This window comes from Nocardia sp. CNY236, assembly GCF_000482385.1.
GTDB lineage: Bacteria > Actinomycetota > Actinomycetes > Mycobacteriales > Mycobacteriaceae > Nocardia.
Genome location: NZ_KI519394.1, coordinates 60,621 through 86,370, shown reverse-complemented (window position 1 = coordinate 86,370; position 25,750 = coordinate 60,621). Strand labels below are relative to the sequence as shown.

At 65.7% G+C, this 25,750-nt stretch carries 28 protein-coding genes, 1 pseudogene and 1 riboswitch; of the genes and pseudogenes, 19 read left to right on the top strand and 10 right to left on the bottom strand.

Annotated elements, in window-relative coordinates; all coding sequences use genetic code 11:
- Nucleotides 1–3 precede the first annotated feature (3 nt).
- Nucleotides 4–120, bottom strand: a riboswitch (SAM riboswitch).
- A gap of 53 nt (nucleotides 121–173) precedes the next feature.
- A complete protein-coding gene (locus K940_RS0123380; protein WP_028479456.1) occupies nucleotides 174–623 on the bottom strand; it encodes a hypothetical protein in 450 nt (149 codons plus the stop codon).
- A 16-nt stretch (nucleotides 624–639) separates the two neighbouring features.
- Here K940_RS0123380 and K940_RS0123375 point away from each other — a divergent pair, with 16 nt between their 5' ends.
- The 3 genes from K940_RS0123375 (at nucleotide 640) to K940_RS0123365 (ending at nucleotide 3,362) form a co-directional block, all read left to right on the top strand.
- The gene (locus tag K940_RS0123375; protein ID WP_028479455.1) at nucleotides 640–831 is read left to right on the top strand and encodes a hypothetical protein; all 192 of its coding nucleotides are present in this window, start codon (nucleotides 640–642) and stop codon (nucleotides 829–831) included.
- Nucleotides 832–1,014: 183 nt separating this feature from the next.
- Nucleotides 1,015–2,403: an FAD-dependent oxidoreductase gene (locus K940_RS0123370; protein WP_028479454.1), complete on the top strand. Its 1,389-nt coding sequence runs from the start codon at nucleotides 1,015–1,017 to the stop codon at nucleotides 2,401–2,403.
- Between the two features lie 83 nt (nucleotides 2,404–2,486).
- A complete protein-coding gene (locus K940_RS0123365; RefSeq protein ID WP_028479453.1) occupies nucleotides 2,487–3,362 on the top strand; it encodes an amidohydrolase in 876 nt (291 codons plus the stop codon).
- A gap of 173 nt (nucleotides 3,363–3,535) precedes the next feature.
- Here K940_RS0123365 and K940_RS30070 read toward each other — a convergent pair whose 3' ends face one another.
- Nucleotides 3,536–4,207 (bottom strand): TetR/AcrR family transcriptional regulator, encoded by a 672-nt coding sequence (locus tag K940_RS30070; protein ID WP_081706594.1) that lies wholly within the window; start codon nucleotides 4,205–4,207, stop codon nucleotides 3,536–3,538.
- A gap of 129 nt (nucleotides 4,208–4,336) precedes the next feature.
- On the opposite strand from K940_RS30070, the gene K940_RS30065 reads away from it, so the two are divergent.
- Entirely contained in the window at nucleotides 4,337–5,242 is a 906-nt protein-coding gene (locus K940_RS30065; RefSeq protein ID WP_051407483.1) for an SDR family oxidoreductase, read from the top strand.
- A gap of 64 nt (nucleotides 5,243–5,306) precedes the next feature.
- Here K940_RS30065 and K940_RS0123350 read toward each other — a convergent pair whose 3' ends face one another.
- Genes K940_RS0123350 through K940_RS0123340 form a run of 3 tightly spaced genes read right to left on the bottom strand, consistent with a single transcriptional unit; the run spans nucleotide 5,307 to nucleotide 8,079 of the window.
- On the bottom strand, nucleotides 5,307–5,987 hold the full coding sequence (locus K940_RS0123350; protein ID WP_231390489.1) for a response regulator transcription factor: 681 nt from the start codon (nucleotides 5,985–5,987) through the stop codon (nucleotides 5,307–5,309).
- Nucleotides 5,984–7,291: a sensor histidine kinase gene (locus K940_RS0123345; RefSeq protein ID WP_231390488.1), complete on the bottom strand. Its 1,308-nt coding sequence runs from the start codon at nucleotides 7,289–7,291 to the stop codon at nucleotides 5,984–5,986. Before K940_RS0123345 ends, K940_RS0123350 begins: the two co-directional genes overlap by 4 nt.
- Entirely contained in the window at nucleotides 7,189–8,079 is an 891-nt protein-coding gene (locus K940_RS0123340; RefSeq protein ID WP_028479450.1) for a CPBP family intramembrane glutamic endopeptidase, read from the bottom strand. The genes K940_RS0123345 and K940_RS0123340 overlap by 103 nt, the downstream gene beginning before the upstream one ends.
- A gap of 186 nt (nucleotides 8,080–8,265) precedes the next feature.
- Here K940_RS0123340 and K940_RS0123335 point away from each other — a divergent pair, with 186 nt between their 5' ends.
- The gene (locus K940_RS0123335; protein ID WP_155981081.1) at nucleotides 8,266–8,583 is read left to right on the top strand and encodes a hypothetical protein; all 318 of its coding nucleotides are present in this window, start codon (nucleotides 8,266–8,268) and stop codon (nucleotides 8,581–8,583) included.
- Nucleotides 8,580–9,590 carry a glucose-6-phosphate dehydrogenase (coenzyme-F420) gene (gene fgd, locus K940_RS0123330; protein ID WP_028479448.1) on the top strand — a complete coding sequence of 337 codons (1,011 nt, stop codon included), beginning with the start codon at nucleotides 8,580–8,582 and terminating at the stop codon, nucleotides 9,588–9,590. Before K940_RS0123335 ends, fgd begins: the two co-directional genes overlap by 4 nt.
- A gap of 4 nt (nucleotides 9,591–9,594) precedes the next feature.
- Here the strand turns inward: fgd and K940_RS0123325 are convergent, their stop codons facing one another.
- Nucleotides 9,595–10,101 (bottom strand): nitroreductase family deazaflavin-dependent oxidoreductase, encoded by a 507-nt coding sequence (locus tag K940_RS0123325; RefSeq protein WP_028479447.1) that lies wholly within the window; start codon nucleotides 10,099–10,101, stop codon nucleotides 9,595–9,597.
- Between the two features lie 115 nt (nucleotides 10,102–10,216).
- Between K940_RS0123325 and pta the strand changes: the two genes are divergently transcribed.
- The 5 genes and pseudogenes from pta to K940_RS0123295 all read left to right on the top strand — a co-directional run bounded on the left by pta (nucleotide 10,217) and on the right by K940_RS0123295 (nucleotide 15,236).
- Nucleotides 10,217–12,292 carry a phosphate acetyltransferase gene (gene pta, locus K940_RS0123320; protein WP_028479446.1) on the top strand — a complete coding sequence of 692 codons (2,076 nt, stop codon included), beginning with the start codon at nucleotides 10,217–10,219 and terminating at the stop codon, nucleotides 12,290–12,292.
- Entirely contained in the window at nucleotides 12,289–13,530 is a 1,242-nt protein-coding gene (locus K940_RS0123315; protein WP_051407482.1) for an acetate kinase, read from the top strand. Before pta ends, K940_RS0123315 begins: the two co-directional genes overlap by 4 nt.
- A 137-nt stretch (nucleotides 13,531–13,667) precedes the next feature.
- Entirely contained in the window at nucleotides 13,668–14,120 is a 453-nt protein-coding gene (locus K940_RS0123310; RefSeq protein ID WP_028479444.1) for a VOC family protein, read from the top strand.
- 343 nt (nucleotides 14,121–14,463) lie between these two features.
- A pseudogene (locus K940_RS30060) lies at nucleotides 14,464–14,709 on the top strand (Rid family hydrolase); the annotation flags it as partial.
- A gap of 89 nt (nucleotides 14,710–14,798) precedes the next feature.
- Nucleotides 14,799–15,236, top strand: coding sequence for a hypothetical protein (locus K940_RS0123295; RefSeq protein WP_028479443.1), 438 nt, complete (start codon nucleotides 14,799–14,801; stop codon nucleotides 15,234–15,236).
- On the opposite strand, the gene K940_RS0123290 is transcribed toward K940_RS0123295, so the two are convergent.
- On the bottom strand, nucleotides 15,225–15,620 hold the full coding sequence (locus tag K940_RS0123290) for a helix-turn-helix domain-containing protein (RefSeq protein WP_028479442.1): 396 nt from the start codon (nucleotides 15,618–15,620) through the stop codon (nucleotides 15,225–15,227). The two genes, K940_RS0123295 and K940_RS0123290, sit on opposite strands and share 12 nt — an antisense overlap.
- Before the next feature lie 81 nt (nucleotides 15,621–15,701).
- On the opposite strand from K940_RS0123290, the gene K940_RS0123285 reads away from it, so the two are divergent.
- Complete coding sequence (locus tag K940_RS0123285) at nucleotides 15,702–16,112, top strand: RidA family protein (protein ID WP_028479441.1); 411 nt, start codon at nucleotides 15,702–15,704, stop codon at nucleotides 16,110–16,112.
- Between the two features lie 26 nt (nucleotides 16,113–16,138).
- Here K940_RS0123285 and K940_RS0123280 read toward each other — a convergent pair whose 3' ends face one another.
- Together K940_RS0123280 and K940_RS0123275 are read right to left on the bottom strand one after the other, a co-directional pair.
- Nucleotides 16,139–17,122 carry a glutamate ABC transporter substrate-binding protein gene (locus K940_RS0123280; protein WP_028479440.1) on the bottom strand — a complete coding sequence of 328 codons (984 nt, stop codon included), beginning with the start codon at nucleotides 17,120–17,122 and terminating at the stop codon, nucleotides 16,139–16,141.
- On the bottom strand, nucleotides 17,119–18,501 hold the full coding sequence (locus K940_RS0123275) for a hypothetical protein (RefSeq protein ID WP_028479439.1): 1,383 nt from the start codon (nucleotides 18,499–18,501) through the stop codon (nucleotides 17,119–17,121). The genes K940_RS0123280 and K940_RS0123275 overlap by 4 nt, the downstream gene beginning before the upstream one ends.
- Before the next feature lie 179 nt (nucleotides 18,502–18,680).
- On the opposite strand from K940_RS0123275, the gene K940_RS30055 reads away from it, so the two are divergent.
- Entirely contained in the window at nucleotides 18,681–19,370 is a 690-nt protein-coding gene (locus tag K940_RS30055) for an NUDIX hydrolase (RefSeq protein ID WP_081706592.1), read from the top strand.
- Nucleotides 19,371–19,380: 10 nt separating this feature from the next.
- Here the strand turns inward: K940_RS30055 and thiE are convergent, their stop codons facing one another.
- Nucleotides 19,381–20,079: a thiamine phosphate synthase gene (gene thiE, locus K940_RS0123265; protein ID WP_028479438.1), complete on the bottom strand. Its 699-nt coding sequence runs from the start codon at nucleotides 20,077–20,079 to the stop codon at nucleotides 19,381–19,383.
- A 57-nt stretch (nucleotides 20,080–20,136) separates the two neighbouring features.
- Between thiE and thiO the strand changes: the two genes are divergently transcribed.
- From thiO to K940_RS33815, 6 genes are all read left to right on the top strand, one after another.
- Nucleotides 20,137–21,210, top strand: coding sequence for a glycine oxidase ThiO (thiO, locus tag K940_RS0123260; protein WP_028479437.1), 1,074 nt, complete (start codon nucleotides 20,137–20,139; stop codon nucleotides 21,208–21,210).
- Nucleotides 21,207–21,425 (top strand): sulfur carrier protein ThiS, encoded by a 219-nt coding sequence (gene thiS / locus K940_RS0123255; RefSeq protein WP_028479436.1) that lies wholly within the window; start codon nucleotides 21,207–21,209, stop codon nucleotides 21,423–21,425. The genes thiO and thiS overlap by 4 nt, the downstream gene beginning before the upstream one ends.
- A gap of 28 nt (nucleotides 21,426–21,453) precedes the next feature.
- A complete protein-coding gene (locus tag K940_RS0123250) occupies nucleotides 21,454–22,212 on the top strand; it encodes a thiazole synthase (protein ID WP_028479435.1) in 759 nt (252 codons plus the stop codon).
- A gap of 535 nt (nucleotides 22,213–22,747) precedes the next feature.
- Nucleotides 22,748–23,908, top strand: a complete 1,161-nt coding sequence (locus K940_RS0123240) for a hypothetical protein (RefSeq protein WP_155981080.1) — start codon at nucleotides 22,748–22,750, stop codon at nucleotides 23,906–23,908.
- Nucleotides 23,908–24,951: a DMT family transporter gene (locus tag K940_RS31985; protein WP_081706591.1), complete on the top strand. Its 1,044-nt coding sequence runs from the start codon at nucleotides 23,908–23,910 to the stop codon at nucleotides 24,949–24,951. The genes K940_RS0123240 and K940_RS31985 overlap by 1 nt, the downstream gene beginning before the upstream one ends.
- On the top strand, nucleotides 24,866–25,609 hold the full coding sequence (locus tag K940_RS33815) for an enoyl-CoA hydratase/isomerase family protein (protein WP_231390499.1): 744 nt from the start codon (nucleotides 24,866–24,868) through the stop codon (nucleotides 25,607–25,609). Before K940_RS31985 ends, K940_RS33815 begins: the two co-directional genes overlap by 86 nt.
- The last annotated feature ends 141 nt before the right edge of the window (nucleotides 25,610–25,750 follow it).

Genomic DNA, 25,750 nt, shown 5'->3' with positions numbered 1-25,750 from the left:
GCGAATCCGCACTTGCCGCGCCCGGGATCGGGGCACGGCCAGGTCGTCACCCGGAGCACCCCACCGCGGAGGAGGGTTGCCGACCAGCACCGCCGGGGCTTGACGCTGGTTCTCATGACCTTCGGCTGAGATTGCACCGACACGGGTCGCTATGTCAAACCGGGGGGTACAGCTCACGTGCAGACCAGCCACCGGCCGTCGGATTGCGTGAGGCGCCACACGGTGGTGGCTTCCACGCCGTCCACCTTCGTTGTCACACTCGTCTCCGCCCGGTCGCCGTTCACCGTCGGCTCGCCCACTTCCGTGACATCGACGGACTTTCCGTCCTCCATCTGTCGGGCCAGTGGCCAACGGCCGGCATCGAAATCCTCGCACGCGGCGTCCGGCGGCGGCATGGTGTCGGTGCTTTTGTACCCCTCGACGAAATTGTGGACAGCCGCACCGATCCGATCGGATGTTGTGACATTTTTCTCAGCGGTGGAGAAGATCTGGGTCAGCACGATCGCGATGAGCACGACGACCGCGACCACCCCCGCCGCGACGAACGGGACCAGAGTGCGTTTGTCGGTCTGGTCGATGCGGATGTTCGGGTCCTCGTCCGAGGTCGGCTGCTGCTCGGTCATTGCTCAATGATCCCTGGTGGGCGCAGGTATCGCGCGGTCGACCCCCGGATCCGTGGACCGCGGGCCGGCCGCTGCGCACGATCGTGTGCGCTACCCGGTACGGGTGCTCGGCGGCGGTGACGAAGGCGCCCAACGGTCGTGCTGGTGGCGCCGCTGGTGTGCCCGGTTGGGACGCGCCGGCGCGATGAGGTTGTCGGTGTACGGATAGAATTACAGCACGGCGACCTGCTGTTGAAGCACGATCAGCGGTTCCTCGCCACGGTGGAGGGAGCACCGTGTGGCCACTGGCCGGCAGTCGCGCCGTACAGGTGCCACCGGCCAGTGCATCAACTTAGCCTAAGCTAAGGCAGACGTCTTGTAATTGTTTCGACCATAAGGGTGCGCGTAAGAGATGACCGAAAAGAGTGCAGCGACCCGCCCACTACGCATCGCGATCGTGGGGGCCGGACCAGCCGGGATCTATGCGGCCGACGCTTTGATGAAGTCCGACGCCGAGGTCGGCATCGACCTGTTCGAGCGGATGCCCGCGCCGTTCGGTCTCATCCGCTACGGCGTGGCGCCGGACCACCCGCGCATCAAAGGCATCATCACCGCCCTGCACAAGGTCCTCGACAAGCCACAGGTACGACTGCTGGGCAACATCGACTACGGCACCGACATCACCTTCGACGATCTGCGCTGCTTCTATGACGCGGTGATCTTCTCCACCGGCGCCAACGCCGACCGCGCCCTCTCCATTCCCGGCATCGACCTCGAGGGCTCCTTCGGCGCAGCCGACTTCGTGTCCTGGTACGACGGACATCCCGACGTGCCACGAACATGGCCGCTGGAGGCGGAGAAGGTCGCCGTGCTCGGTGTCGGCAACGTCGCCCTCGATGTCGCGCGCGTACTGGCCAAGACCGGCGATGAGCTGTTGCCCACCGAGATCCCGCCGAACGTGCACGAGGGCTTGAAGGCCAACAAGGCCATCGAGGTGCACGTTTTCGGCCGCCGCGGCCCGGCCCAGGCCAAGTTCACCCCCCTCGAGCTACGCGAGCTGGATCATTCCCCAACCATCGAGGTCATCGTCGACCCCGAGGACATCGACTACGACGAAGGTTCCGAAGCGGCGCGTCGTCATTCCAAGCAGGTCGACATGGTCGCCAATACTCTCGAACAGTGGGCCATTCGCGATGTCGGTGGTCGGCCACACAAGCTGTTCCTACACTTCTTCGAATCACCGGCCGAGGTCATCGGCGAGGACGGCAAAGTGGTCGGTCTGCGCACCGAGCGCACTCAACTCGACGGCACCGGCAACGTCAAGGGAACCGGCGTGTTCAAGGACTGGGACGTGCAGGCGGTTTACCGTGCGGTCGGCTACCTGTCCCAGAACTTGACCGATCTGCCGTTCGATGAGCAGGCCGGCACCGTGCCGAACGAAGCGGGCCGGGTGGTCGTCGACGACAATGCCGACGGCGCGGCGCGCTACTTGCCCGCGACCTACGTCACCGGGTGGATCAAGCGCGGCCCGGTCGGCCTGATCGGCCACACCAAGGGCGATGCCAACGAGACGATCGCGTGTCTACTCGACGACGCTTCTGGCTTCACGCCAGCTGAACGGCCAGAACCCGAAGCCGTCATCGAGTTCCTGGAGAGCAAGGGTATTCCCTTCACCACGTGGGCCGGCTGGTACCGTCTCGACGCCCATGAACGGTCCCTCGGCGAACCCGAGGGCCGTGAACGCGTCAAGGTGGTCGAGCGCGAGGACATGCTGCGTGCCAGCGAACCCCACAAGGTGTGAGCAGATCGCAGCTCGCCGTTGCATCGTCGCGGTAATGCCGTGCTGTGGCAGCGAAAAGCCCGACACTGAGGCATTCTGTACGAGTGTTCGACGCCCACTTGCACATCTTCGACCCGCGGTTCCCGCTGGCCGAGAACGAGGGCTATCTGCCCACCCCGTTCACCATCGCCGACTATCGAAAGCGTATGGCCCGTTTCGATGTCACTGGCGGCGCCGTGGTCAGCGGGTCGTTCCAGGGCACGGATCAGAGCTACCTGAAGGCAGCCCTCGCCGAACTCGGTGAGGGCTGGGTCGGCGTGACCCGACTGGATCTGGACGCCTCGGACGAAGAGATACTCGAACTCGATCGCGTCGGAGTACGCGCCCTACGGTTCAACCTCAAGCGCGCCGCGGACGACATCACCGCATTGACGTTGCAGGCGCTGCGCGCGTACGACTTGGTCGGCTGGCATGTCGAGGTCTACATCGACGGCGCCACGCTCGCCTCACTGAAACCGGTGATCTCCAAGCTGCCCGCGCTCTCGATCGACCATTTGGGCATGTCCGCCGAGGGGTTGACGTTCCTGCTCGATCTCGTCGACCGTGGAGCGCGGGTCAAAGCGACCGGGTTCGGCCGGGTCGCGATGAATGTCGTCGACACGCTGCGCCGCATCCACGCGGTGAATCCCGAAGCCCTCATGTTCGGCACAGACCTGCCCGGTACCCGAGCGGGGCGTCCATTCCGGGACGCGGACGTCGATCTCCTCTGCGATGTGGTCGGCAGCGACATGCACAAGGTGTTGGAGGACAACGCGCGCGAGTTCTACCGGCTTCCCGCCCGCCCGCGAGCGCAGACCCTGGACCCGGCGTCGACGCTGCCGCTGCCGCGCCAGGAAGCGCCGACCCTTCGCCTGCATCGCGACGAGCTCCCGGGCAGTCGGGCCGGTGACACGATTCCGTTCCCAGCCATCGAGCGCTGACGACCTCATAGTTCATACGGATGAGTGGCTAGTTGATCCGAGAATTCTTGGTGTCTCATTGCCACGGGTCGATGGTGGACACTCCAGCGGCTGCGAACGGCGAGGTGTCGCGGGTGGTGACGGGTGAAGCTCCAGTTGTGCGGGTTCGCTGACGACGTTGGTGTCCAGAACGATCACTTGGCGAATTTCGGTGATTCGTCTGAGGGTTGGGCTCGCTGGGCTGGCGAGCCTTGGGGGCCGGGCTCGGTGGCCCGGACGGCGGGGCGAAGGCCGTTGAGGGCGGTGGTGACGACGCTATCGGCGTAGTCGATGGTGAGGGGTCCGCTGCGTTGCAGCCAGCGGTTGAGCACTGGTCCCCAGATGATGTCCACTGCCACGTCGAGATCGAGGTCCTCGGCGAGTTGGCCCGCCTGCTGGGCCTTGCGCAGCCGTTGTCGCTTGGCTTGTCTCATGGGTTTGTCCAGGCGTTCGGCGTAGGCGATCGCCAGTTCGGGATCGAGCGTGATCTCGGTGGCCAGCGCGCGCAACGGCCGATCGTAGCGCGGGTCCGTGAGCTCCGCGACGGTGGCACGCAATACCGCGGTGAGGTCGGCGTGCAGGTCACCGGTGTCGGGAAGCAGGGGAGCCTCACCCTCGCTGCCTTCGTTGAGCATGAGGACCGCGTCGAAAATGACGATGCCCTTGGACGGCCACCAGCGGTAGATGGTTTGCTTGCCGACCCCGGCACGCGCGGCGATGCCCTCGATGGTGAGTTTGGCGTAGCCGACCTCCTGTAGCAGGTCGAACGCCGCCGTGAGGATGGCCTGCCGGGAACTCTCTCTTCGGCGGCTCGGGTCGGGTGTCATGCGATCACCATACGATATGAGACGAGTCGTATCGTCTTGCTACAGGGTGGGGCATGGCGTACTGTTGGCGCTCGATGAGACGGAGCGTCTCGTCTTGTAGGTGTCATCCGTCGAACGTTGGAGAACCGCATGTCTGCCCTGTCCGATTCCGGTGCTCGTACCTGGTTCATCACCGGCGCCAGTCGTGGACTGGGGCGTGCCTTCACAAGGGCCGCTCTGGAGCGTGGGGATCGGGTGGTCGCCGTCGCTCGGACCATCGACGCCGTCGACTTCGACGAGTCTCATGGTGAACGGCTGCTCCCCCTAGCGCTCGACCTGACCGACCGCACGGCTGTCTTCGGTGCGGTGACCACCTCGATCGAGCACTTCGGGCAGCTCGACATCATCGTCAACAATGCCGGCGCCTTGTCCCTGGGCATGATCGAGGAATTCACCGAGGAGCAAGCGCGAGCCCAGTTCGACGTCAACTTCTTCGGCGCGCTGTGGGTCTGCCAGGCTGTCCTGCCGCATTTGCGGGCCCGGCGTGCGGGCCACATCGTGCAGATCTCCAGCATCGCGGCCCTCGGCGGCTTCGCCAGCACAGGCATGTACAGCGCGAGCAAGTTCGCGCTCGAAGGCATGAGCGAAGCCCTGGCGTCGGAGGCAGCCACTTTCGACGTCGCGGTCAGTATCGTGCAGCCGGGTGGCTACTGGACCGACCTCTACCGGAGCATGACCACCCCGACACCGATGGACGCCTACGATGGGCTCCGGACCCAGTTGGAGGCGCAGTGGGCCGACGGCTCGGTCGACAGCGAACCCCGACTCGCCGCCGAAGCCCTACTCGAGCTGGTCGACAGCGACGAGCCACCGCTGCGGCTGCTACTCGGCGGCACCGCCTACGATCTGGCCTTCGACATCTCCCGCCGACGAATGGATACCTGGGCAGGCTGGGAGCAGGTCAGCCGCGCCGCCGAGCATGCCGTTTCGGCTCACTCGGACCCAATCGAGACAACCGACACCCTCACGGAAAATTTCCAGACCACCACGAAATAGATCAGCTACCCGCTCTCCGCGCCGGTCGGACCATTGGGGGCTGTCTGTTGCTACCACAGGCGGCTCAGGAGATCGAGGGCTGGCCGAGTGAACGGAGATAGATGAGCGTCGCTTGAACTCGTCGATCACCCTCGAGGAGGGGGAGTTTCGCGAAGATGCCGCCGATGTGTTTGCGTACGGCAGCTTCCGAAACCGTCAAAACCTCCGCTATGCCGGAGTTCGTTTTGCCTTCCGCGACCAGTGCGAGTACTTCTCGTTCGCGGGCGGTGAGCTCGGCCAAGGGAGTACGGTGCCGGCTCGACTTGACGAGGGCTCGGACGATCTCGGGGTCGATGATCGTTTCGCCTGCGGCGACCCGGGAGACGGTGTCGAGGAACTGCCGAACGTGTCCGACGCGCTCTTTCAAGAGGTATCCCACACCGGCAGTCGAATCATCGCCGAGTAGGTCATCGAGGTAAGCGACTGAAACATACTGTGACAGAACGACTATCGGTAACTGTCGGTCGCGGCGGCGTAGTTCGGCGGCGGCGCGGAGGCCGTCGTCGGTGCCGTTCGGTGGCATCCGGACGTCGGTGATCACCAGATCGGGTGTGTAGGCCGCGTAGGCGTGGAGGAGGCCCGGTGCGTCGCCGACTGCCGCACTCACCTCGTGCCCGGCCGAGGTGAGCACACTCTCCAGCCCGGCGCGTAGCAGCGCACTGTCCTCGGCCAGCACGATCCGTAGTCGAGCGGGTGGCACTGTCACACTGTGCACTCCATCCGGATGGTTGTCGGTCCGCCGGGTGGGCTGGACACCGTGAGTTGCCCGTCCAGGGCCGCGAGACGGCGTTGCAGGCGATCAAGGCCGTGGCCGCTCACGATATGGGCGCCGCCCGGCCCGTCGTCGGTGATGGTCACAATCCACTGTGTACCGGCATGGGTGCCGTGGAGGTCGACTCGGGTGGCGTCGGTGTGCCTGGCGACGTTGGTGAGGGATTCAGCGGCGAAGACGTAGGACATGTGCTCGACGGCCGGGGGTAGCCGGCTGTCCGGGCCGGACGCGTCATCGAGGTCGATGCGGATATCGAGCGGTAGATCGGCCGCGAGATCGATCAGAGCCGGACCCAAGCCGCGTTCGGTCAGGACCCGGGGCGAGAAGCCGCGCAGGACGGCCCGCAGTTCGCTGACGGTTTCGTCGACCTGCCGGTGGGCTTCGGCGGCGACGCGGCCGGCGGGTCCGTTCGTGTCCTGGATTTCGGCCAGGCCGAGGGTCATCGACAGGGCGACGAGCCGATGCTGGACCCGGTCGTGCAGTTCTGATTCGAGGAGTTCGCGCTCGAAGCCTTCTGCCTCCAGCAGCGCGGAGCGGGTGTTCTCGATTCGGACGGCTTCGCGCCGCCAACGGTCGGCGTCGGGGGCCAGCAGCGTCCGGGCCACCAGCGCTTCGAGCGCCGACCAGGCGCTGAGGAGCACCAACAGCAGGAGCGCGGCGGCAAACCCCGCGCCTGTGCAGATCCATGCTTCCGTCGGCTCATCGACCACCCAGAGGCCGAGGTCGAAGTAATCAGTCCGGACGAGGCGCGGCGCGGCGAGCAGGACCGCGGCGAGGATGAAACCGAGCATCGCCAGGCAGCACACCGCACCCCCGAGCACAGTGGTGGCGACCAGGTAGGTGGCGTGCCGGACAGTGGGTAACCGGCGTTCGGCGGCGGCGGCTCGCACCCGGTCTGCGGCGTGGTCCGCGGTGTCGGGGTCGATGAGCCGGAGCCGAGCGCATTGGAGTCGCAGCATAGGCTCCCACAGGGCGGCCCGCAGATCGCGGGTGAGCCCGAGAAGTACTACCGGCACGAAACCGATGGCCGCGGCCGCCGCAAGGACACCACCGCAGAGTACGGACAGCAGCGCGCACCACGGCCAACGAGAGATGAGGAAACGTGGGCCGGAACGGAGTGCGGACCCCACCGTGGTCACCGCCGGACTCCCGCCGGCGTCGCCGGTCGCGCGCGCTGCGGGCCGCCGCGCTTCGTCGCCACGACGATCCACGCGACCACGGGGGAATATGCTGCGCACATCAGCAGCGTAGTGGCGGTGCTGGACGGGTCGGCGGTGCCCGCGAACAGTTCCAGTCCCAGCGCCAGCACGAGGTTGCTCCCGCCGTGCAGTAGGGCCGGCGGCCACACCGAGCCGCTGTGCGTCCACAACCAGCCGATCACGAACTCGAGTTCGATCGACAGCGGCAGCCACAGCACCATGGCGATGAACGCGTCGGCGGCGGAACCGCCCGCGCCGAGATAGCCCACCCAGGGCAGCGGCCAATGCCACATGCCCCAGATCGCGCCCGTTGCGAATGTGGTGAGCACGGGGCGGCCGGGCACGAGACGGTCGCGCAGGTAGGTGGTCCAGCCGAATTCCTCGCCGAAGAAAATCGGTGCGGCCACTACTGGGATGATCGGCGCGAGCGCCAGGAACAGCACATGCCCGGAATCGAAGTCGCCGGCCTCGGGACGCCACATGCCCAGCACCAGCGCGAGTCCGAGCGCGAGGGCGAGAACACCGATCGGGAGCAGTGCGGCGATCAGGTACGAGCGCCACTGGCGGGCGAGCCGCAGGCGCAAACCAGCATCGGCGAAACCTTCGCGGGTGATCCACCTCCGGGTGCAGACCGCGGCGAGTGCGGGGACGAAAGCCCCGGTCAGCAGCTGGACCACCGGATTGTCGAGGGAGTATCCGATTGCTCCGGCGACCCCCCACGGAATCCACGCTCCCGCGAAGGCGAGTACGAGGAACCAGAGAATGCCCCGGTGCCGTGTCCTGGTGCCGCATCCGAGCGGCTCCCGCTCGGTCAACGCTGTTGTCATGACCTCATTACAGGGCGGCTGTCGCGGGAAGTCGGTGGTGAACGGGACCGTTTCATGGTCGCGTACGCGACCATGAAACCGCGGCCGAGGGCACACCGCACAGGCGCCGCCGGCCGATGCGCTCGCGACTCTTAGGGACTTGGTGTGGGGGACGCCGAACGGGCCGGCTGTCCGATGTTTGTGGCAGTGGCGCACTCCGAGAATGAAGACGCCGCACCGACCTTCAAGCGGGGTTTCGGTTTCCACCTGCTGTGGGCGTTCACCGACCTCCCCGACTGGATGCACACTCTGGCATTCGGTGAAGCACCCCGCCCGCCGATGGGCAGCAAAATCTCTGCGGCTACGGCTGTTCTCGATCACAACCCGTGGACCGGCCTCGCTGGTTTCGGACGCAACGGCAATGGGTGGACTGCGAGGTCGGTGCACGCGTCTGGTTGGGGTTGGCTACTGTCGAAGGCGGATCGCGGTGGCGGCGAAACGAAACGCGAGGAGCATGGCAGATGAGTGAACTCCAACTCGGATACAAGGCATCGGCGGAGCAGTTCGGCCCCCGTGAACTCGTCGAGATCGCGGTGCTGGCCGAGGAACACGGTATGGACAGCGCAACCGTGAGCGATCACTTCCAACCCTGGCGACACCAAGGCGGCCACGCACCGTTCTCCCTGGCCTGGATGGCCGCGGTCGGCGAGCGCACCGAGCGCATCACGCTCGGGACCTCCGTGCTGACCCCCACCTTCCGCTACAACCCGGCAGTGATCGCCCAGGCGTTCGCGACCATGGGGTGCTTGTATCCCGGCCGGGTCATGCTCGGAATCGGTACGGGCGAGGCGCTCAACGAGATCGCGACCGGATACGTCGGCGAATGGCCCGAATTCAAGGAACGTTTCGCCCGTCTGCGGGAGGCGGTCGAACTGATGCGCGCATTGTGGACCGGCGACCGCGTCGATTTCGACGGGCAGTACTACCGGACGGTCGGCGCATCCATCTACGACGTACCCAAAGGCGGAATCCCGATCTACATCGCGGCGGGTGGCCCCTTGGTGGCGCGGTACGCCGGCCGCGCGGGCGACGGTTTCATCTGTACCTCGGGCAAGGGCATGGATCTCTACACCGAGAAATTGATGCCCGCCATTGCGGAAGGCGCAGCCAAGGCCAACCGCACCGCCGAAGATCTCGACCGGATGATCGAAATCAAGATCTCCTACGACACCGATCCACAGAAAGCCCTGGACAACACGCGGTTCTGGGCGCCGTTGTCGTTGACCGCGGAGCAGAAGCACAGCATCACCGACCCGATCGAGATGGAAGCCGCCGCCGACGCACTACCGATCGAGCAGATCGCCAAGCGTTGGATCGTCGCCAGCGACCCCGACCACGTGGTCGAACAGATCAAGCCCTATCTCGATGCGGGCTTGAACCACCTGGTGTTTCATGCCCCGGGACACGACCAGCGCCGATTCTTGGACCTGTTCCAGCGTGATCTGGCGCCCCGGCTGCGTGCGCTCGCCTGAACCATCACGCCCGACGCAGCGCGAAGATACGCAGGTCCCGGGTGGTTCGGGTGCGGTAGACCGCGTAGGCCTGGGCGAGTTCCACGAAGCGGTCGAAGACGGCGCTCTTGTCCGGTTCGTCCACCAGTCTGCTGGTCACCTCGATACGTTCGCCGCCGATCGCGACAGTGGCCTTCGGATTCGTCAGTAGGTTGGCCGTCCAGGCGGGATGGTGCGGTCTGCCGAAATTGCTGCCGATCACGAACAGCGTGTCGCCTTCGTGCAGACACAGCAACGGCTGTGTGCGGGGCTGCCCGGATTTGCGGCCGATGGTGGTGAGTAGGACGACCGTTTCGCCGATCGGGCCGAACAGCGTGTATTTGCCGTCGGTACGCTCCAAGAGGGCCCGGTCCAGGGGAGCGGCGATGCGGACGAGTTTGGATCCCACCTTCGTCGCCGCAAGTTTCTTCATCACACGCGACAACGGTGTATTGCGCGAACCCCACCGCCATGCCGGAAAAGCCTCAGTCATGCCCGGACTATAGCGGTTGGATCTGCCTATGGGTCGGCAGTGGCGTGCACCGCCCGACCGAATGCCCAGCCGCGGCGGCGAGGCCGAGCGCTCGATGTTCACTAAGCTCGCGGGCATGGTCGACAACGCTCCCTCTGCGGTCTACATCGCCTCACCGGAAGGCGATACGGGGAAGTCCACGGTGGCGCTCGGCGTGCTCCAGATTCTGTGCTCGACGGTCGCGCGGGTGGGAGTCTTCCGGCCGATCACGCGCTCGACCACCGAGACCGACTACATCTTGGAACTGCTGCTCGAGCACAGCACGGCCGATATCGACTACACCCAGGCCGTCGGCACCACCTACGAGCAGGTGCATGCCGACCCGGACGCGGCGATCAGCGAGATCGTCCAGCGTTTCCACGAGGTTGCCAAGGTGTGCGACGCGGTGGTCGTGGTCGGCAGCGACTACACCGACGTGGCCAGCCCCAGCGAACTGCGGTTCAATGCCCGCGTGGCGGTGAACCTGGGTGCACCGGTCATGTTGGTGGTGCATGGCGCCGGGCGCAGCCCGCAGCAGGTCGAGCAGCTGGCCGAGCTGTGTGCCGGCGAATTGTCCCTCGAGCATGCACAGCTGGTCGCCGTTGTCGCCAACCGTTGCGATCCGCGGCAACTCGAGCAGGTATGCGCCGCACTGCGCGGACTCGACGCTCCCTGCTGGGCGCTGCCCGAGATCCCGCTGTTGGTAGCGCCGACCGTCGCTGAGCTGTGCGAGGCGATCGACGGCGAAATGTACAGTGGCGAGCCGGAATTGCTGCGCCGTGAGGCGCTGCAGATCATGGTGGGCGGTATGACCGCCGAACATGTCCTCGAGCGGCTGGAGGAAGGTGCCATGGTCATCGCGCCGGGAGACCGATCCGACGTGTTGTTGAGTGTGCTCAACGCGCACGAGGCGGAGGGATTTCCGTCGCTGTCGGGCATCATCATGAACGGCGGCCTGCTGCCTCATCCCACGATGGCTCGGTTGATGAGCGGACTGGAGCCGAAATTGCCGATCCTCACCACCGGTCTGGGCAGCTACGAGACCGCCAGCGCCGCCTACCGGACCCGTGGTCGGATGTCAGCGGGCAGCGCACGCAAGGTCGATACCGCACTCGCTGTGATGGAGGAACACGTCGATGCCGCCGAGCTGTTGCGGCGTATCGATGTACCCCATACTTCGGTGGTGACGCCCCAGATGTTCGAATATCAGCTCATCGAGCGAGCGCGCGTCGATCGCAAGCGAATCGTGTTGCCCGAAGGGAATGACGAACGGGTCCTGCGCGCGGCGGGCCGGGTTCTGCAACGCAAGATTGCCGACCTGGTCATCCTCGGTGAGGAGTCCGCGGTGCGCACGCGCGCCGCGGAACTCGGGGTGGACATTTCGGCGGCCCAGGTGCTCGACCCGAACAACTCGGGGTATCTGGAGGAGTTCGCCGCAGAATACGCGCAGTTGCGAAAGCACAAGGGGATGACCCTGCAGCGCGCCCGAGAAGTCGTCTCGGGAATCTCGTATTTCGGCACCATGATGGTGCACATGGGAATCGCCGACGGTATGGTTTCCGGCGCTGCGCACACCACCGCGCACACCATCCGTCCGTCGTTGGAGATCATCAGGACGATTCCCGGTGTCTCCACCGTGTCCAGTGTCTTCCTCATGTGCCTGGCCGATCGGGTTCTCGTGTACGGCGATTGCGCTGTGGTGCCGGACCCGACAGCGGAGCAGTTGGCCGACATCGCGATCTCCTCCGCGGCGACCGCGGCACGCTTCGGGATCGAACCTCGAGTCGCAATGCTGTCCTACTCCACGGGGACATCGGGCGCGGGAGCGGACGTGGACAAAGTACGGGTGGCGACAGAACGGGTGCGCGAGCGCGCGCCGGATTTGCCGGTGGAAGGCCCGATTCAGTACGACGCCGCAATCGAACCCACTGTCGCCAACGCCAAGTTGCCCGATTCCGATGTCGCCGGGCGCGCGACAGTATTCGTGTTTCCCGACCTGAATACCGGTAACAACACCTACAAGGCCGTGCAGCGCAGTGCGGATGCCATTGCGATCGGCCCGGTATTGCAAAGTTTGCGCGAGCCGGTCAACGACTTGTCCCGTGGCGCGCTGGTGGCCGATATCGTCAACACGGTGGCCATCACCGCCATCCAGGCCCAGGAGATGCGATGAAGAATCGTGACGTAGCTTCTGATCGCACCGACCGGGTGTTGGTGCTCAACTCCGGCTCGTCATCGATCAAGTATCAGCTCCTGGAACCGGTGTCGGGCGTCGTGGACGCGTCGGGGATCGTGGAACGGATCGGTGAGGGCAACGGGGCGATCGAGCAGCGCGCCGACGGTGAGATCACTCGCCGTGCGGAGCGGGTCGCCGACCATACGACAGGGCTACGTCTGGTCTTCGACACCTTGTCTGCGGCCGGCCGTGACGTGCTGAGTGAAGGAGTGTTCGCGGTCGGGCACCGAGTGGTGCACGGTGGTGAGACGTTCTATCGACCCACCCTGATCGATGACGGCGTGCTCACCGCGATATCGGAGCTGTCGTCGCTTGCGCCCCTGCACAATCCGGCGAATGTGGCCGGGATCGAGAGTGTCCGCGAACTCTTGCCGAGTGTGCCCCAGGTCGCCGTGTTCGATACTGCGTTCTTCCACGGTCTGCCAGCGGCTGCGAAAACCTACGCCATCGATGGTGAAATAGCTGCCGCTCACGGCATTCGGAGGTACGGCTTCCACGGTACCTCGCATGAATATGTCTGTGGCCAGGCGGCCGAGCTGCTCGGGCGCGATCCCGCGCAGCTGAACCAGATCATCTTTCACCTGGGCAACGGCGCATCTGCTTCCGCTGTGCAGGGCGGGCGGCCGGTCGACACGTCGATGGGTCTCACGCCGCTGGAGGGGCTGGTGATGGGCAGCAGGCCGGGTGATCTCGATCCCGGGATCGTGTCGCATCTGATGCGCTCGGCGCATCTGGATATCGACCAGGTCGATACTCTGCTCAACCGGGATTCGGGTATCAAGGGGCTGTCCGGGGTCAACGATTTCCGGGAACTGCAGCGGCTGATGGCGAATGGAGACAGTGCTGCTCTGCTCGCCTACGACGTGTACATTCATCGGCTGCGGCATTACCTCGGGGCATACCTGGTCGAACTCGGTGCGGTCGACGCGATTACGTTCACCGCAGGGGTCGGGGAGAACACCCCGCGGGTGCGTGCCGACGCTGTGGCCGGTCTCGAGCGCTTCGGTATCGCGGTGGACCCGGTGGCCAATGCCGCTCGAGCCCGGGCCGCGCGCCGAATTTCCCCTCCCGATGCTCCAGTGGCGGTGCTGGTGGTGCCGACGAACGAGGAATTGGCCATTGCTCGCGCCGCCCGGAGGGTGGTGGCCGAATCCGGTTGTGCGTCGGCTCGCTGACCCGATACCGGAGGTGAATACGACGGCACCGCAGGTGCGGCGTGGTCGCGCGGCGATGAGTTTCCGTCTTGCTGCGAGTCGGTATTTTAGTGCCCACGACGCCTATGTCGGGGGCCGGCTGACGAAGGAGATAGGGCATGACGATTCGGCGGATGGACAACGTCCTCATCGTTGTCGAGGACCTCGATGCTGTTGTCGAGTTCTTCGTCGAACTCGGTATGGAACTGGAGGGCAGGGGGCCGGTCGAGGGGCGTTGGGTGGAACGCGTCATCGGGCTCGACGACGTCCGACAGGACATCGCGATGCTGCGGACCCCGGACGGCCACGGTCGAGTCGAACTGGCGATGTTCCACACACCGAAGGCGATCGGTTCCGAGCCGAAAGACACGCCGGCGAACACGTTGGGCATTCGTCGTGTCATGTTCGCCGTCGACGACATCGATGACGTCGTTGCTCGCCTGCGCACCCATGGCGCCGAACTCGTCGGTTCGGTGGAGCAGTACGAGCAGAGCTATCGGCTGTGCTACATCCGTGGCCCGGAGGGCATCATCGTTGGGCTGGCCGAGCAGCTCGCACCGGACATCCGCTGACCTGATCATTCGGTCGCAGCGATACCGTCGTTTCGCGCCCCGGTACCCAGAAGGCGTCGCCGTCTCATTGCAGCGCCTGTGCAGCAGCGCCGACTCCGCGTTTGTCGCCGTGACCGGTGACCTCGAGGATTTCGGGGCTGTTCGCATAGCGTTTCGAGTATCTCCAGCGACCATTTGTCGAGTATTCGGTCGAGCAGTTCACGGTGCTGTGCACCGATCAGGGGCTGGGGCCGGTGGGAGTGACCAGGGCGGTTTCCAACATGACACTTGGTATCGTTGAAGTTCCTTTCAGATACCAGGTATGCAATTTATACCTACTTGTTGGTCGATGAAAGGACTCCTGATGACCGTGCAGTTGCGCAGCCCCGAAGGCATGCTCGCGCCCGTGCCCTACCACCATGTTTCGATCGGCACCGGTAGTCCTCGGGTGTATCTGGCCGGTCAGATCGCACGGGACCAGCAGGGCAATCCGGTGGCCACGGGTGATTTGGCCGGTCAGGTCGTGCAGGCTCTGCGGAATACGGCGCGTGGTTTGGCCGGTGCCGGTGCGACGTTCTCGGACGTGGTGCACCTGCGGTTCTTCGTGACTGCAGAGTATCGCCGTCGGATTCCGCTGAGCGATTGAAGCCCCCGCAGTCGCAGGTCGAAACCTGCTCATTACGTCAACGGAAGGCTGATATGCACGCCGCCCCACAACGGTTCCGCCGCCGTCCACTCGAAATCGACGCCATTCGCTACAACGGCGCCAATGTCGACGAGATCATCAGATGGGTCGGTGCCATTGCGCAGATCTGGAGAGTCGGTCTCGATCTTTGGATCGACACCCCTGGCCGAGTCCTCGCCGCCCGCCCCGGTGACTGGGTGATCTGCGACTATGACGGCACCTTGTACTGCTGCGCCGCAGATATTTTCGAACAAGCCCACGAGCCTGTGCCTGCAACCGAGCACACCACCAGGGCGGAGGTCGACGGCCACGCGAACCGCCGCGAATTCGGGACCGACTTCGCAACCGGACCGTTGGCGAGGCGAGCTGTGCAGCGGGCGTCCGATCGCCACTGTGACGGACGCGCCGCTCAGCGGGTAGTGGCCGAATCCGGGTGCGCGTCAGCTCGCTGACGCCTCGATGGAGGTTTCGGCGTCGAAACGCTCGCGTGCGTGCGCGACGTCGGACATGTGGGCGGTGGTCCAGTTCAGTAGAGCGTCGACCGGGTCGCGAAAGGTCTTTCCCAATGGCGCGATCTGGTATTCGACGGCGAGCGGACGTGTCCTGGTCACGATGCGCTCGACCATTCCGTTGCGTTCGAGGCGCCGCAGCGTCGTGGTCAGCGACTTCTGGGTGATGGCCGGTATCGCCTTGCGGAGCTCGTTGAAGCGTCGGGGCTGTTCGCACAGCGTTTCGAGTATCTCCAGCGACCATTTGTCGAGTATTTGGTCGAGCAGTTCACGGTGCTGCGGACCGATCGGCGATTGAGTGGCTGCGACCTGGGGGGTTTCCGGCATGATACCTAGTATAGTTGAAGTTCCTTTCGGCTACCAGGTATGTATTTGATACCTACTTGTTGGTCGATGAAAGGACTCCTGATGACCGTGCAGTTGCTCAGCCCCGAAGGCATGCTCGCGCCTGTGCCCTACCACCATGTTTCGATCGGCACCGGTAGTCGTCAGGTGTATCTGGCCGGTCAGATCGCGCGGGACCAGCAGGGCAATCCGGTGGCCACGGGTGATTTGGCCGGTCAGGTCGTGCAGGCTCTGCGGAATACGGCGCGTGGTTTGGCCGGTGCCGGTGCGACGTTCTCGGACGTGGTGCACCTGCGGTTCTTCGTGACTGCGTGGAGTGCGGAGAAGATGGGGGACTTCATGGCCGGGATCGAGCGGGCCAGCCAGGAACTCGGGATTGCGCAGCCGATGCCACCGGCATCGCTGATCGGTGTCGATCAACTGTTCGAGCCGGACGTGCTCGTCGAGGTCGAGGCCACCGCCGTCCTCGACTGAGTGGTCCGCGCAGTGCCCGGCGCCGCTCAATCCCGATAGGCAGGGGTAGGCGGAGCAGGAGCGGGGCCGAGCACGGTGAGGTATCGCTCGTAGAGGCGACTCCAGGTGCCATCGTGTCGGATCCGCTCCAGCGTGCCGTTGACGAAGCGGACGAGGTCGTCGTGCCCCTGGGGAATACCGAGGCCATACGGCTCCAGACTTATGCTGTCTCCGACCAATTCGGTGTACGGATCCTGCGTGGCCAGCCCGGCGAGGATGGCGTCGTCGGTGGTGACCGCATCGACATGGCGTTGCTGCAGGACGACCAGGCAGTCGGCCCAGGTGGGAACCGTGAGCACGGTTGCCTCGGGCTGTTGGCGGCGGATGTGATCCAGTGATGTGGTACCTCGCACGACACAGACACGTTTGTCCGCCAAGTCGGACAAGCCGGTGATACCCGAGCCCTTCACCGCAAGGACTCGCTGGCCGGCCAGGAAGTACACCGTGGAGAAGGTGACCTTCTCGCGTCGCTCACACGTGATCGTCATCGTCTTCGCAACCAGGTCCACGGCGTTGTCGAGCAGCGCATCCTCGCGGTCGGCCGAGCCGAGGCTGCGGAACTCGATCAGATCTCGGTCACCGAGCAGGTCGTAGGCCACCTCTCGTGCGATATCGGCGTCGAATCCGACGATGGCGCCGGAGACCGGATCGCGGAAGCTGAACAAGTTGGTGCCGGTATCCAAGCCCACACGCAGCCTGCCCCGAGCCCGGATCGCATCGATCGTCGAGCCGCGAGCACCGGCGCCCGCACCGGTGGGTCGCAAGCTGGCCGTGGGGTCGCCGCACTGCCGTGGGCTGGGCGGCGCGCTCGACGAATCGGTGGGCGCGAGAACGGCTTTGGCGGGCAACGGCGGGTTGGTGTACGCGGGGGTCGCGGTCGGTGGCGGTGCGACCGGATCACTCCCGCAGCCGCCCACGAACGCTACGACGAGGAGGAAGACCAGCACCATCCTGCTGGGATCGGCTTTCATCGGTACTCCCGAAGCCGCGGCCAGATGCCGAGTCCGATCGAGCCTGCCGCGACCACGGCGAGCACCAGCGCCGCGGTTTCGAGGAAGTTCAGCGCACGAGCCGCCTGGGAAATCGTGTCGCGCACGGTGTCCCGTGTCTGTGCGATACCCCGCTCCAGCGCACGGTCCAGCGCGTCCACGTGCACCGCGGCGTCGGTGGCGCCAGGGCCGGTCGCTACCGCCGCCGCGGTGTTGACATCGCCCACGGCCAGCGCGTCGTTCATGCGTCGATGGGCCAGCTGCCAATGGTGTAGCGCGGCAACGGCGGTGCGGACCTCGCCTCCGGCGGGCGCGGAAGCGGGGTAGGTGCCGATCAGCTCGGCCAGCCGCTCGACATCCGCATCGTAGGTGCGGTCGTAGTCGCCGGTGGCGTCTCGGCGCACCAGCTTCAATGTCTCCGCGGCTCGCGCCCGCTGCGCCAGAATGCGGCTTTCGGTCAGGAGGGCTGTGGGAACCACGCCCTCGTCGCGCGCCTCGCTCATCGCCGCGGCAGACATCGTTCCCGCCGATACCGTCCATGCCAACAGAATCAACATGGTCGCCGATGCGAATACGAGCCCTGGATTGAACACCCGTCGCCACCGCCGGGCCAGTTGCCGCTGTGCTCCCGCCAATGCGCCGAGCGCCAGGACCGACAGGGCGATGGCGAGCCAGGGTGGGCGTACGTGGTCGTGTTGCGCGTCGGCTACTCTCGCGGCACGCAGATTCTGCAGTTCTTCGGCCATGGGCAGCAGCGTGGTCTGCATGTAGTGGGAGGCTTCGCTCAAATACGCTGCCCCGACGGGGTACCCACTGCGATTGTTCGTCCGCGCGGTCTCCACCAGACCCGCGTACACCGGAAGCCCGGTCACCATAGCGGTACGTAGTCGGGCATCCGGATCGTGTACGGGGTTCGGCGCGATGGCAGGGTTCGATGTCGTCACCAGCTCGGCGGCAGCTTCGCCGAGGGCTTGGGTATAGCGATCACGCACTGCTTGCGGTTCCAGCCCGCCGGCGATGAATGCCGTACTGGCGGCGGCGTCGGCGATCGACAGTGCGGTGTAGAGACGGTGTGCGGAGTGTGCGTCCGGCTCGGTGTTGTGCAGCAATACCCGCAGACCGTGTTGCCGATCACCGACGGTCGTCGCAGTCACCGCGCCCGTGGCCAGGCACAGGCTCATCAACAGCAGGCCCACCGCGATCAGCCGCACGGGTGACGAGGTGGCCAGCGACCGCAGTCGCGTAGTCCCGAGGCTTCGATCGACCGCCCTGACACCCGCTCCGTCGGGATCACCGTGACCGGCCACCGCGGGTGCGAACAATAGCTGTGATGCTGCTGGCTTCGCCTCGACATCGGCCATGTCCACCTCCCGATCCGGACAGTTCGATGTGTGCTCCAACGGCCCTACCAGGTCCCCCGACTGCTCCATGCGTATCGACGCGGAGTTTATTGTGGTTGTATGCGCTGTGGCGGATGAACTGTCTCGATTGAGAGTAGCGGGGCGGGGCGGCGTCGCGGCGAGACGAGGATGGTTACGACATGCGTGGTGACGGCGACGGCTGGCGACAAAGCCCTGACGGGTCGCGGCACTGGGGTCGCTACGGCGCCGCCGGACTGTTGTTGCGCGCCCCCCGAGCGGGCGGCGGTTCGGCAGTGTTGCTGCAACACCGAGCGCCCTGGAGCCATCAAGGCGGGACCTGGGCATTGCCTGGCGGAGCGCTCGACAGTCACGAAACGCCGGTGCATGCCGCGGTGCGCGAAGCATGGGAGGAGGCTGGTATCGACCCTGCCGAAGTGCGGGTGCGCAGCCAGCGAACGACCGCGTCCGCGCGCAGTGGTTGGACCTACACCACCGTGGTCGCCGACGCGATGACGACACTGCCGACCCGCGGCAATCTGGAGAGCACGGATCTGGTCTGGGTTCCGGAGTGCGAGGTCGACATGCGCGCGCTGCACCCGGGTTTCGCGGCGTCGTGGCCGGTGTTGCGCGCTGCGCCCGGTCGGGTCCTGCTCGCCGAGATCGCCGATGGCGATGCAGTAGCCGCGGTCTTGCCGCGCACCCTCGACCTCGGCGAACTCGGATTCGTTTGGCTGCATTCGAATCCGGATGGACCGGGCGACCACGTCGAGATCGTCGACGAGGTCGACATCGTGGATGGGTGCGGTGTCCGATCCATGGCGGGTGGACAGGCCGGGTTCTCGTTCACCAGGCAGCAAGTCCTGTCCTGACCTCGGCGCTCTAGATATTCGCGAGCAAAGCGGATTTCAGTTCTCGTGCCGCCGCTTCCGGATCGCTGGCCTCGGTGATCGCGCGCACCACGACGATACGGGTCGCTCCGGCCTGCAAGACCTCTGGCAGATTGTGCGCGTCGACTCCGCCGATCGCGAACCAGGGCCGGGTCGGATGGGCATCCGCGGTCGAACGGACGAGGTCGAGGCCGGCCGGCTGGCGTCCGGGTTTGGTCGGCGTCGCCCACACCGGGCCGGTGGAGAAGTAGTCGATGTGGTCGTCGATTACGGCCAGGCCGGCTTGGGCACGATTGTGCGTGGACCGTCCGATCACCACATCGGGTCCGAGAATTCGGCGTGCGTACCAGGGAGGAATGTCGGCCTGGCCGAGATGCAGGACGTCCGCGCCCGCCGCCAGCGCGATATCCGCGCGGTCGTTCACCGCGACCAGTGTCTGGTGGCGGTGCGCGGCCGCTTTCAGCTCGGCCAACGCGCCGAGTTCCGCCTTGGCCTCCAGCGGGCCGAATTTTGCCTCGCCGATGGACCCTTTGTCTCGGAGCTGGATGATGTCCACACCGCCGGCGAACGCCGCCTCGGCGAATGCGGCTAGATCGCCGGTGTCCCGGCGGGCATCGGTGCACAGGTACAGCCGCGCGGAGGCCAGGCGCTCCCGGGGCGAGACCGGTCGATTCGGATGGGAGGGTTGCACGCGTTCGACCGTAGCCGCGCTACCGTGGAGATGCGAAACAGGAGGCAGGTGGAGCGAATGCGGACTCTGGCCGTCGTCGGCGGCGGCGTCATCGGACTCGCCGTGGCCTGGCACGCTGCGGAAGTCGGCTGGTCGGTGACGCTGCTGGACCCAGCGGTCGCGGCCGGCGCCTCATGGATAGCCGGCGGTATGCTCGCGCCGCTGTCGGAAGGCTGGCCCGGTGAGGACCGGGTACTGGCATTCGGCGCCGCATCGTTGGCTCGCTGGCCGAGGTTCGCCGCTCGCTTGGAAGCCGCGACCGGGGTCGGGGTGTTCGTGGCCGACCAGACCATGACCGTCGCGCTGGACCAGGCCGACGTCGCCGATCTGCATACCGTGGCCGACTGGGTCACCGAACGAGGCCACCAGGTGCGGCTGTTGGACCGCGCCGCGGTTCGCGAGCTGGAACCCACGCTGTCCCGCACGGTGCGTGCGGCACTGTTCGCGCCCACCGAGCCAGCGATCGACAACCGGAAGTTGATGGTCGCGCTACGCAGTGCGGCACAGGCGGCCGGCGTCGTGGTGCGTGCCCGGACCGTGCATTCGCTGACCGAACTGGACCACGACCAGATCGTGCTGGCCACGGGAGCAGCGTCGGCCAAGCTGTGGCCGGAGTTGCCGATCCGCCCGATCAAGGGTGAGATCCTGCGCCTGCGACAGCGGCCCGGTGTCGCGCCGGCGCCACGAAGGGTCGTGCGGGCGCGGGTGCATGGCAGGCCGCTGTATCTGGTGCCCCGTCCCGACGGGATCGTCGTCGGCGCCACGCACTACGAGGCGGGTTTCGACGCCACGGTCACCGTCGCCGGGGTTCGTGACCTGATCTCCGATGCGGAAACGGTGCTTCCCGGCATCGGAGAGTACGAGCTCACCGAGGCGAGTGCGGGATTCCGGCCGGGCAGCCCGGACAACCTACCGGTGATCGGTCGGCTCACCGATCGGATCGTTGCGGCCACCGGGCATGGCCGCAATGGCATGCTCACCGTACCGATCACGGCGGACGCGGTGGTGGGCGCACTCGGGGGGAAGGCCCTGCCCGATGCGGACGTCGCTGATCCACAACGCTTTTCGACGATAGCAGGAGACATTCGATGACGCTGTCATCCATTCCCATCGGTGTCACGGTCAACGGCGTGGACCACGAATTCGCGGCGCCGCTGACCGTGCACGAGCTATTGGAGCGGCTCGGCCTGCCCTGCCAGGGTGTGGCGCTGGCGGTGGATGGTGCGGTGTTTCCCAAGTCGCGGTGGACCGAGCCGGTCGAGCGGGGCTGGCAGATCGAGGTTTTGACGGCGGTTCAGGGTGGCTGACGATAGGGGCACGCCTCCGCAGCGGGCGCTGGTCGAGGCTCCGTTGCGGATCGCCGACCGTGAGTTCGGGTCTCGCCTGATCATGGGCACCGGTGGTGCGGAGAACCTCGAGGTACTACAGGAGGCATTGGTTGCCTCCGGCACCGAGTTGACCACCGTGGCCATGCGTCGAATCGATGCCGCGGGTGGCACGGGGGTATTGGACCTGCTGAAGCGATTGCGGATCGCGCCACTACCGAATACCGCGGGCTGCCGCACTGCGGCCGACGCGGTGCTGACCGCGCAGCTGGCGCGTGAGGCGTTGGACACCAATTGGGTGAAGCTCGAGGTGATAGCCGACGAGCGCACTCTGTTGCCCGACCCCATCGAATTGCTCACGGCCGCAGAGCGACTCGTCGACGACGGGTTCGTCGTGCTGCCCTATACGAATGACGATCCGATCCTGGCGCGCCGCTTGGAGGAAGCCGGCTGCGCGGCGGTCATGCCGCTCGGCGCGCCCATCGGCACGGGGCTGGGAATCGGCAATCCACACAATATCGAAATGATCGTCGCCGCGGCGAACGTACCGGTCATCTTGGACGCGGGCATCGGTACGGCCAGCGATGCGGCGCTCGCGATGGAACTGGGCTGTTCGGCTGTATTGCTGGCGACCGCGGTCACCAGGGCGCATCGTCCGGACCTGATGGCCGCCGCTATGGCCGACGGGGTCCGCGCGGGCTACGCGGCCCGCCTTGCCGGGCGCATCCCCAAGCGATTCTGGGCACACGCTTCGTCTCCAGCACGATAGCGCGTCTCGACGCCCCAGCTCACCGGTCGTCTCGGCAGCACCGGTCGGGCGCTGGCGCCGAAACCGGATGCAACACGCGGCCCGCACAGCGGGTCACCAGAAGAGCATGGCCCGTTGCGCAGGCCGCGCTCTTCTGGCTACTCACGAACGCGACGTCGCTCGGTGGAGCTACCCGGTTGCCACGCCCACTGCGGTGAACCCGATCTCGTTGCGTCGTGAATCACCGGCCGTGCGCAACCTTCGGAGACTCACATCGGCGTCGATTCTCAGATTATTGCAGCAACCTATTGGACACGATGCCGGCGGAGGATTCTGTTTCGATATCGAACGCAGTGTAGACAATAGCGAATTCACAGCATTGGTGCATTTGTCGGATTTTATGAAGTGTGATCACGGTCATATCGACTGCTGTCTCCGGTCCCGAGTAGCGTCTTTGGCGCAGGAGAAATCATCGAGTTGATGTGGCAAATATATAGCTAGTTCTCAGAACTGGCTAATTTGTTGCGCTCGAAAAGGGGTGAAAAGGGTGGAATTCATGTCGGATGACATGCAATCGCAATCAGGTGTGTCCTGGAGAAAAGTGGAGACGCCCCATGCTGATGCCTGGGTCGCCTGGGATGGACAGGAAGGTACCGACTATTCATATGGCGGAACCCGCCTGGTTCCCTTCGATGTCAGCGACGAGGACGCGGTCCAAATTCTGGCTCGGCTCGCCATCGACGAAAGTCAGCTGAAGAACAAACTCATCAATCTCGCGGTCGAAGAGGGAATTCTCGAGCCATTCGAATCTCGACTGCCTGCGGGATTTATCGCCGCCAGAGTGGGTGGCGGACGGTGTGTAATGCGGCCACGCACCGAGCAGGACGCAGAAATTCTGGCCGACCCGGCGCACCCAAAATTCTCGGGGACAATTGAACCGGTATTCGAAGGAATCGGCCAACTTCTCAACAGTCTGGACGGTCGAGTGAAACTCACGCCGGATTTCGGCCGTTTTGCCGGCCTGGCCGACGTTCTCTACCGCTACACACCGCACGTCCTGGGCGTCGGCCGGGGAGTGGGCGGTTGCGGCGGAAAATCATCCTATTCGACAACCGGTGTCATCGCCGCCTTCGAACAAGTCAAACCCGACTTCGCTGGACCATTGACTCTGCTCGGCTCGCTCGGCGCAATGGGTGGGGAGTTCTTCGACTACCTGCGCAACGCGCGATTCCAGGATGTGGCCGTCGGTGACATCGCCTATCCAGAGGGAACCGAAACAATCGACGGCTATCCGGTGGTGGCCACCGAATTCGGCACCTACACCGCCGAGACGCTGCTTCGTGGCGGCGCGATCGTGACCAATACCTGGGGCAACGAGCTGACGAACGTCGACTTGGACCATCTGCGACCAGGCACCAAACTCCTTTTGGCGCACAATCATTCGGTGCCCGGCGGTCCGGCTGGCCTCGAACTCATGCGAGCTGTCGCCGACCGCGACGTATTGGCGCTCCCCGGCCAAGTCCTCACCCTGGGTGGAGCATTGACCTCACGTATCGAATGGTTCTCCCGGCAAGCCGATTCCGGTCAGCTGTTCGACAAGCCGCTCGCCCACGACGTGGTGCGCGCCGTGGTGCGGTACTGGGTCAGTCGCTGCGTGGACTCGGCAGGTCAGAATCGCCTGACGCCCTATGAGGTGATGCTGCAATCCGTCGACTGATGAAGGGGTCCGTCCTGGGGCGGCGGAAGCGCCGAAGCGCGGAGTCGGGGCTGACTCCCGGCCTCATGATCGGCCTGATGCTGGCCACAGCCTCCGGCTATCCGGTTGGTGCGCTCGGGGTAGCCGCCGCTTCGCCTTTGCTGCTCACGGCGATCCGGCTCGCTGTGGCTGCATCGGCCATGACCGCGCTCGCTTTCACCGCCAAGGCCACCTGGCCGCGGGGGCGCGTGCTGGCGCACTGTGTCGTGGTCGGTGTACTCGGACATTGTGTGCACTTCGCGAGCCTGTACGCCGGCTTGGCCGCTGGCGTGCCTGCTTCGGTGTCCGCGTTGATCTTCGGCATGCAGCCGGTGCTCACGGCCGTGCTCGCCACAGCGCTGCTCGGGGAGCGGCTGGGCTGGCTGCGGCTGCTCGGATTGGTGCTCGGCGTCGCCGCCGTGCTGGTCGCGCTCTGGCACAAGGTGGCCAGCACCGGACGCCTCGACGTCGGTAGCGCGCTCACGCTCCTCGGCCTCCTCGGCTTGTCCGGCAGCATCGTGTGGCAACAGCGGTTCTGTCGCGGGGTGGATCTGCGGGCCGCGAGCGCGGTCCAGCTCGGGGCGGCTGTGCCGCCGCTGGTCGTGCTGGCAGTTCTCGAACGCGGCGCCATCCACGACGCACCGCAGGCAGCACTGGTCATTGCCTGGCTGGTGGTGGTCAATTCGATGCTGGGCACACGGCTGATGCTCGCCACGGTGGCCAGGATCGGAGCAGCGCGGACCAGCGTGGTGTCTTGTCTGGTCCCCGCGATGGCCGCCATCATGTCCTGGCCGATGCTCGGGCAACGGCCGACCGGCGGAGTCTTGCTCGGATTGGCGCTGGGAGTCCCCGCCTGTTTGCTGGGCAGCGGTGTACTCAGGAATAGGAGAGGCTCGGACAATGACCGACGAACACATCCTCATCCAGCGCAAAGCCCATGTGGCGGAGGTGGTTCTCAACCGATCGCAGGCCCGCAACGCGCTGTCGACTCACCTGGCAGGTCGGATCGCCGCGGCCTGCGCTGAGCTCGCGACCGACCACAGCCTCCGGGCTGTGGTGCTCAGCTCGGCCGATCCGCGAGCATTCTGCGTCGGAGCGGATCTGAAGGAACGCGCCGCAATGCGGGATCGAGACTTCATGGCTCAGCGGCTGGTGTTCCGTCGTATGTTCGACGCCGTGCGCGAGCTGCCCGTACCCACGGTCGCCGCGGTGCGTGGCTGGGCGCTGGGCGGGGGTATGGAACTCATGCTCTGTTGCGATCTCGTCGTCGCTGCCGAGGATGCCGTGGTCGGTGTGCCCGAAGTCACCCTCGGCATCGTTCCGGGGGGCGGCGCAACCCAGCTGCTGGCCAAGCGGATCGGCTACGGCAAAGCCGCCGATCTGCTGTTCACCGGTCGGAAGGTGCCCGCCACCGAGGCCGAGCGCCTCGGTCTGGTGGACCGTCTCGTGCCCGCCGACGACGTTCGCGCGCAGGCCCTCGAACTGGCCGAACGGATCGCCGCCAATTCTCCGGTCGCTGTGCGAAATGCACGCAACGCCCTGCGCCGGTCGTTGGACGTCGATCTCGCCGCCGGCCTGGACATCGAGGACTCGGCGTGGCGCGCAGCAGTTTTCTCCGACGACCGTGCCGAAGGTGTGGCGGCGTTCGTCGAGCGGCGTCCAGCCCAGTGGCCGGGGCACTGAGCCTGGCACTTGCCGGTCGAGACTGGTCCGACGAGGTGCTTCCGCGGCGGAATTCACCCGAACGATGCGATTGCCGGGTCACATCGGCCATCTGCAGGCTGAGGTTCGTCTGGGACAGGTAGGCCCAGCATCGATCCTGAG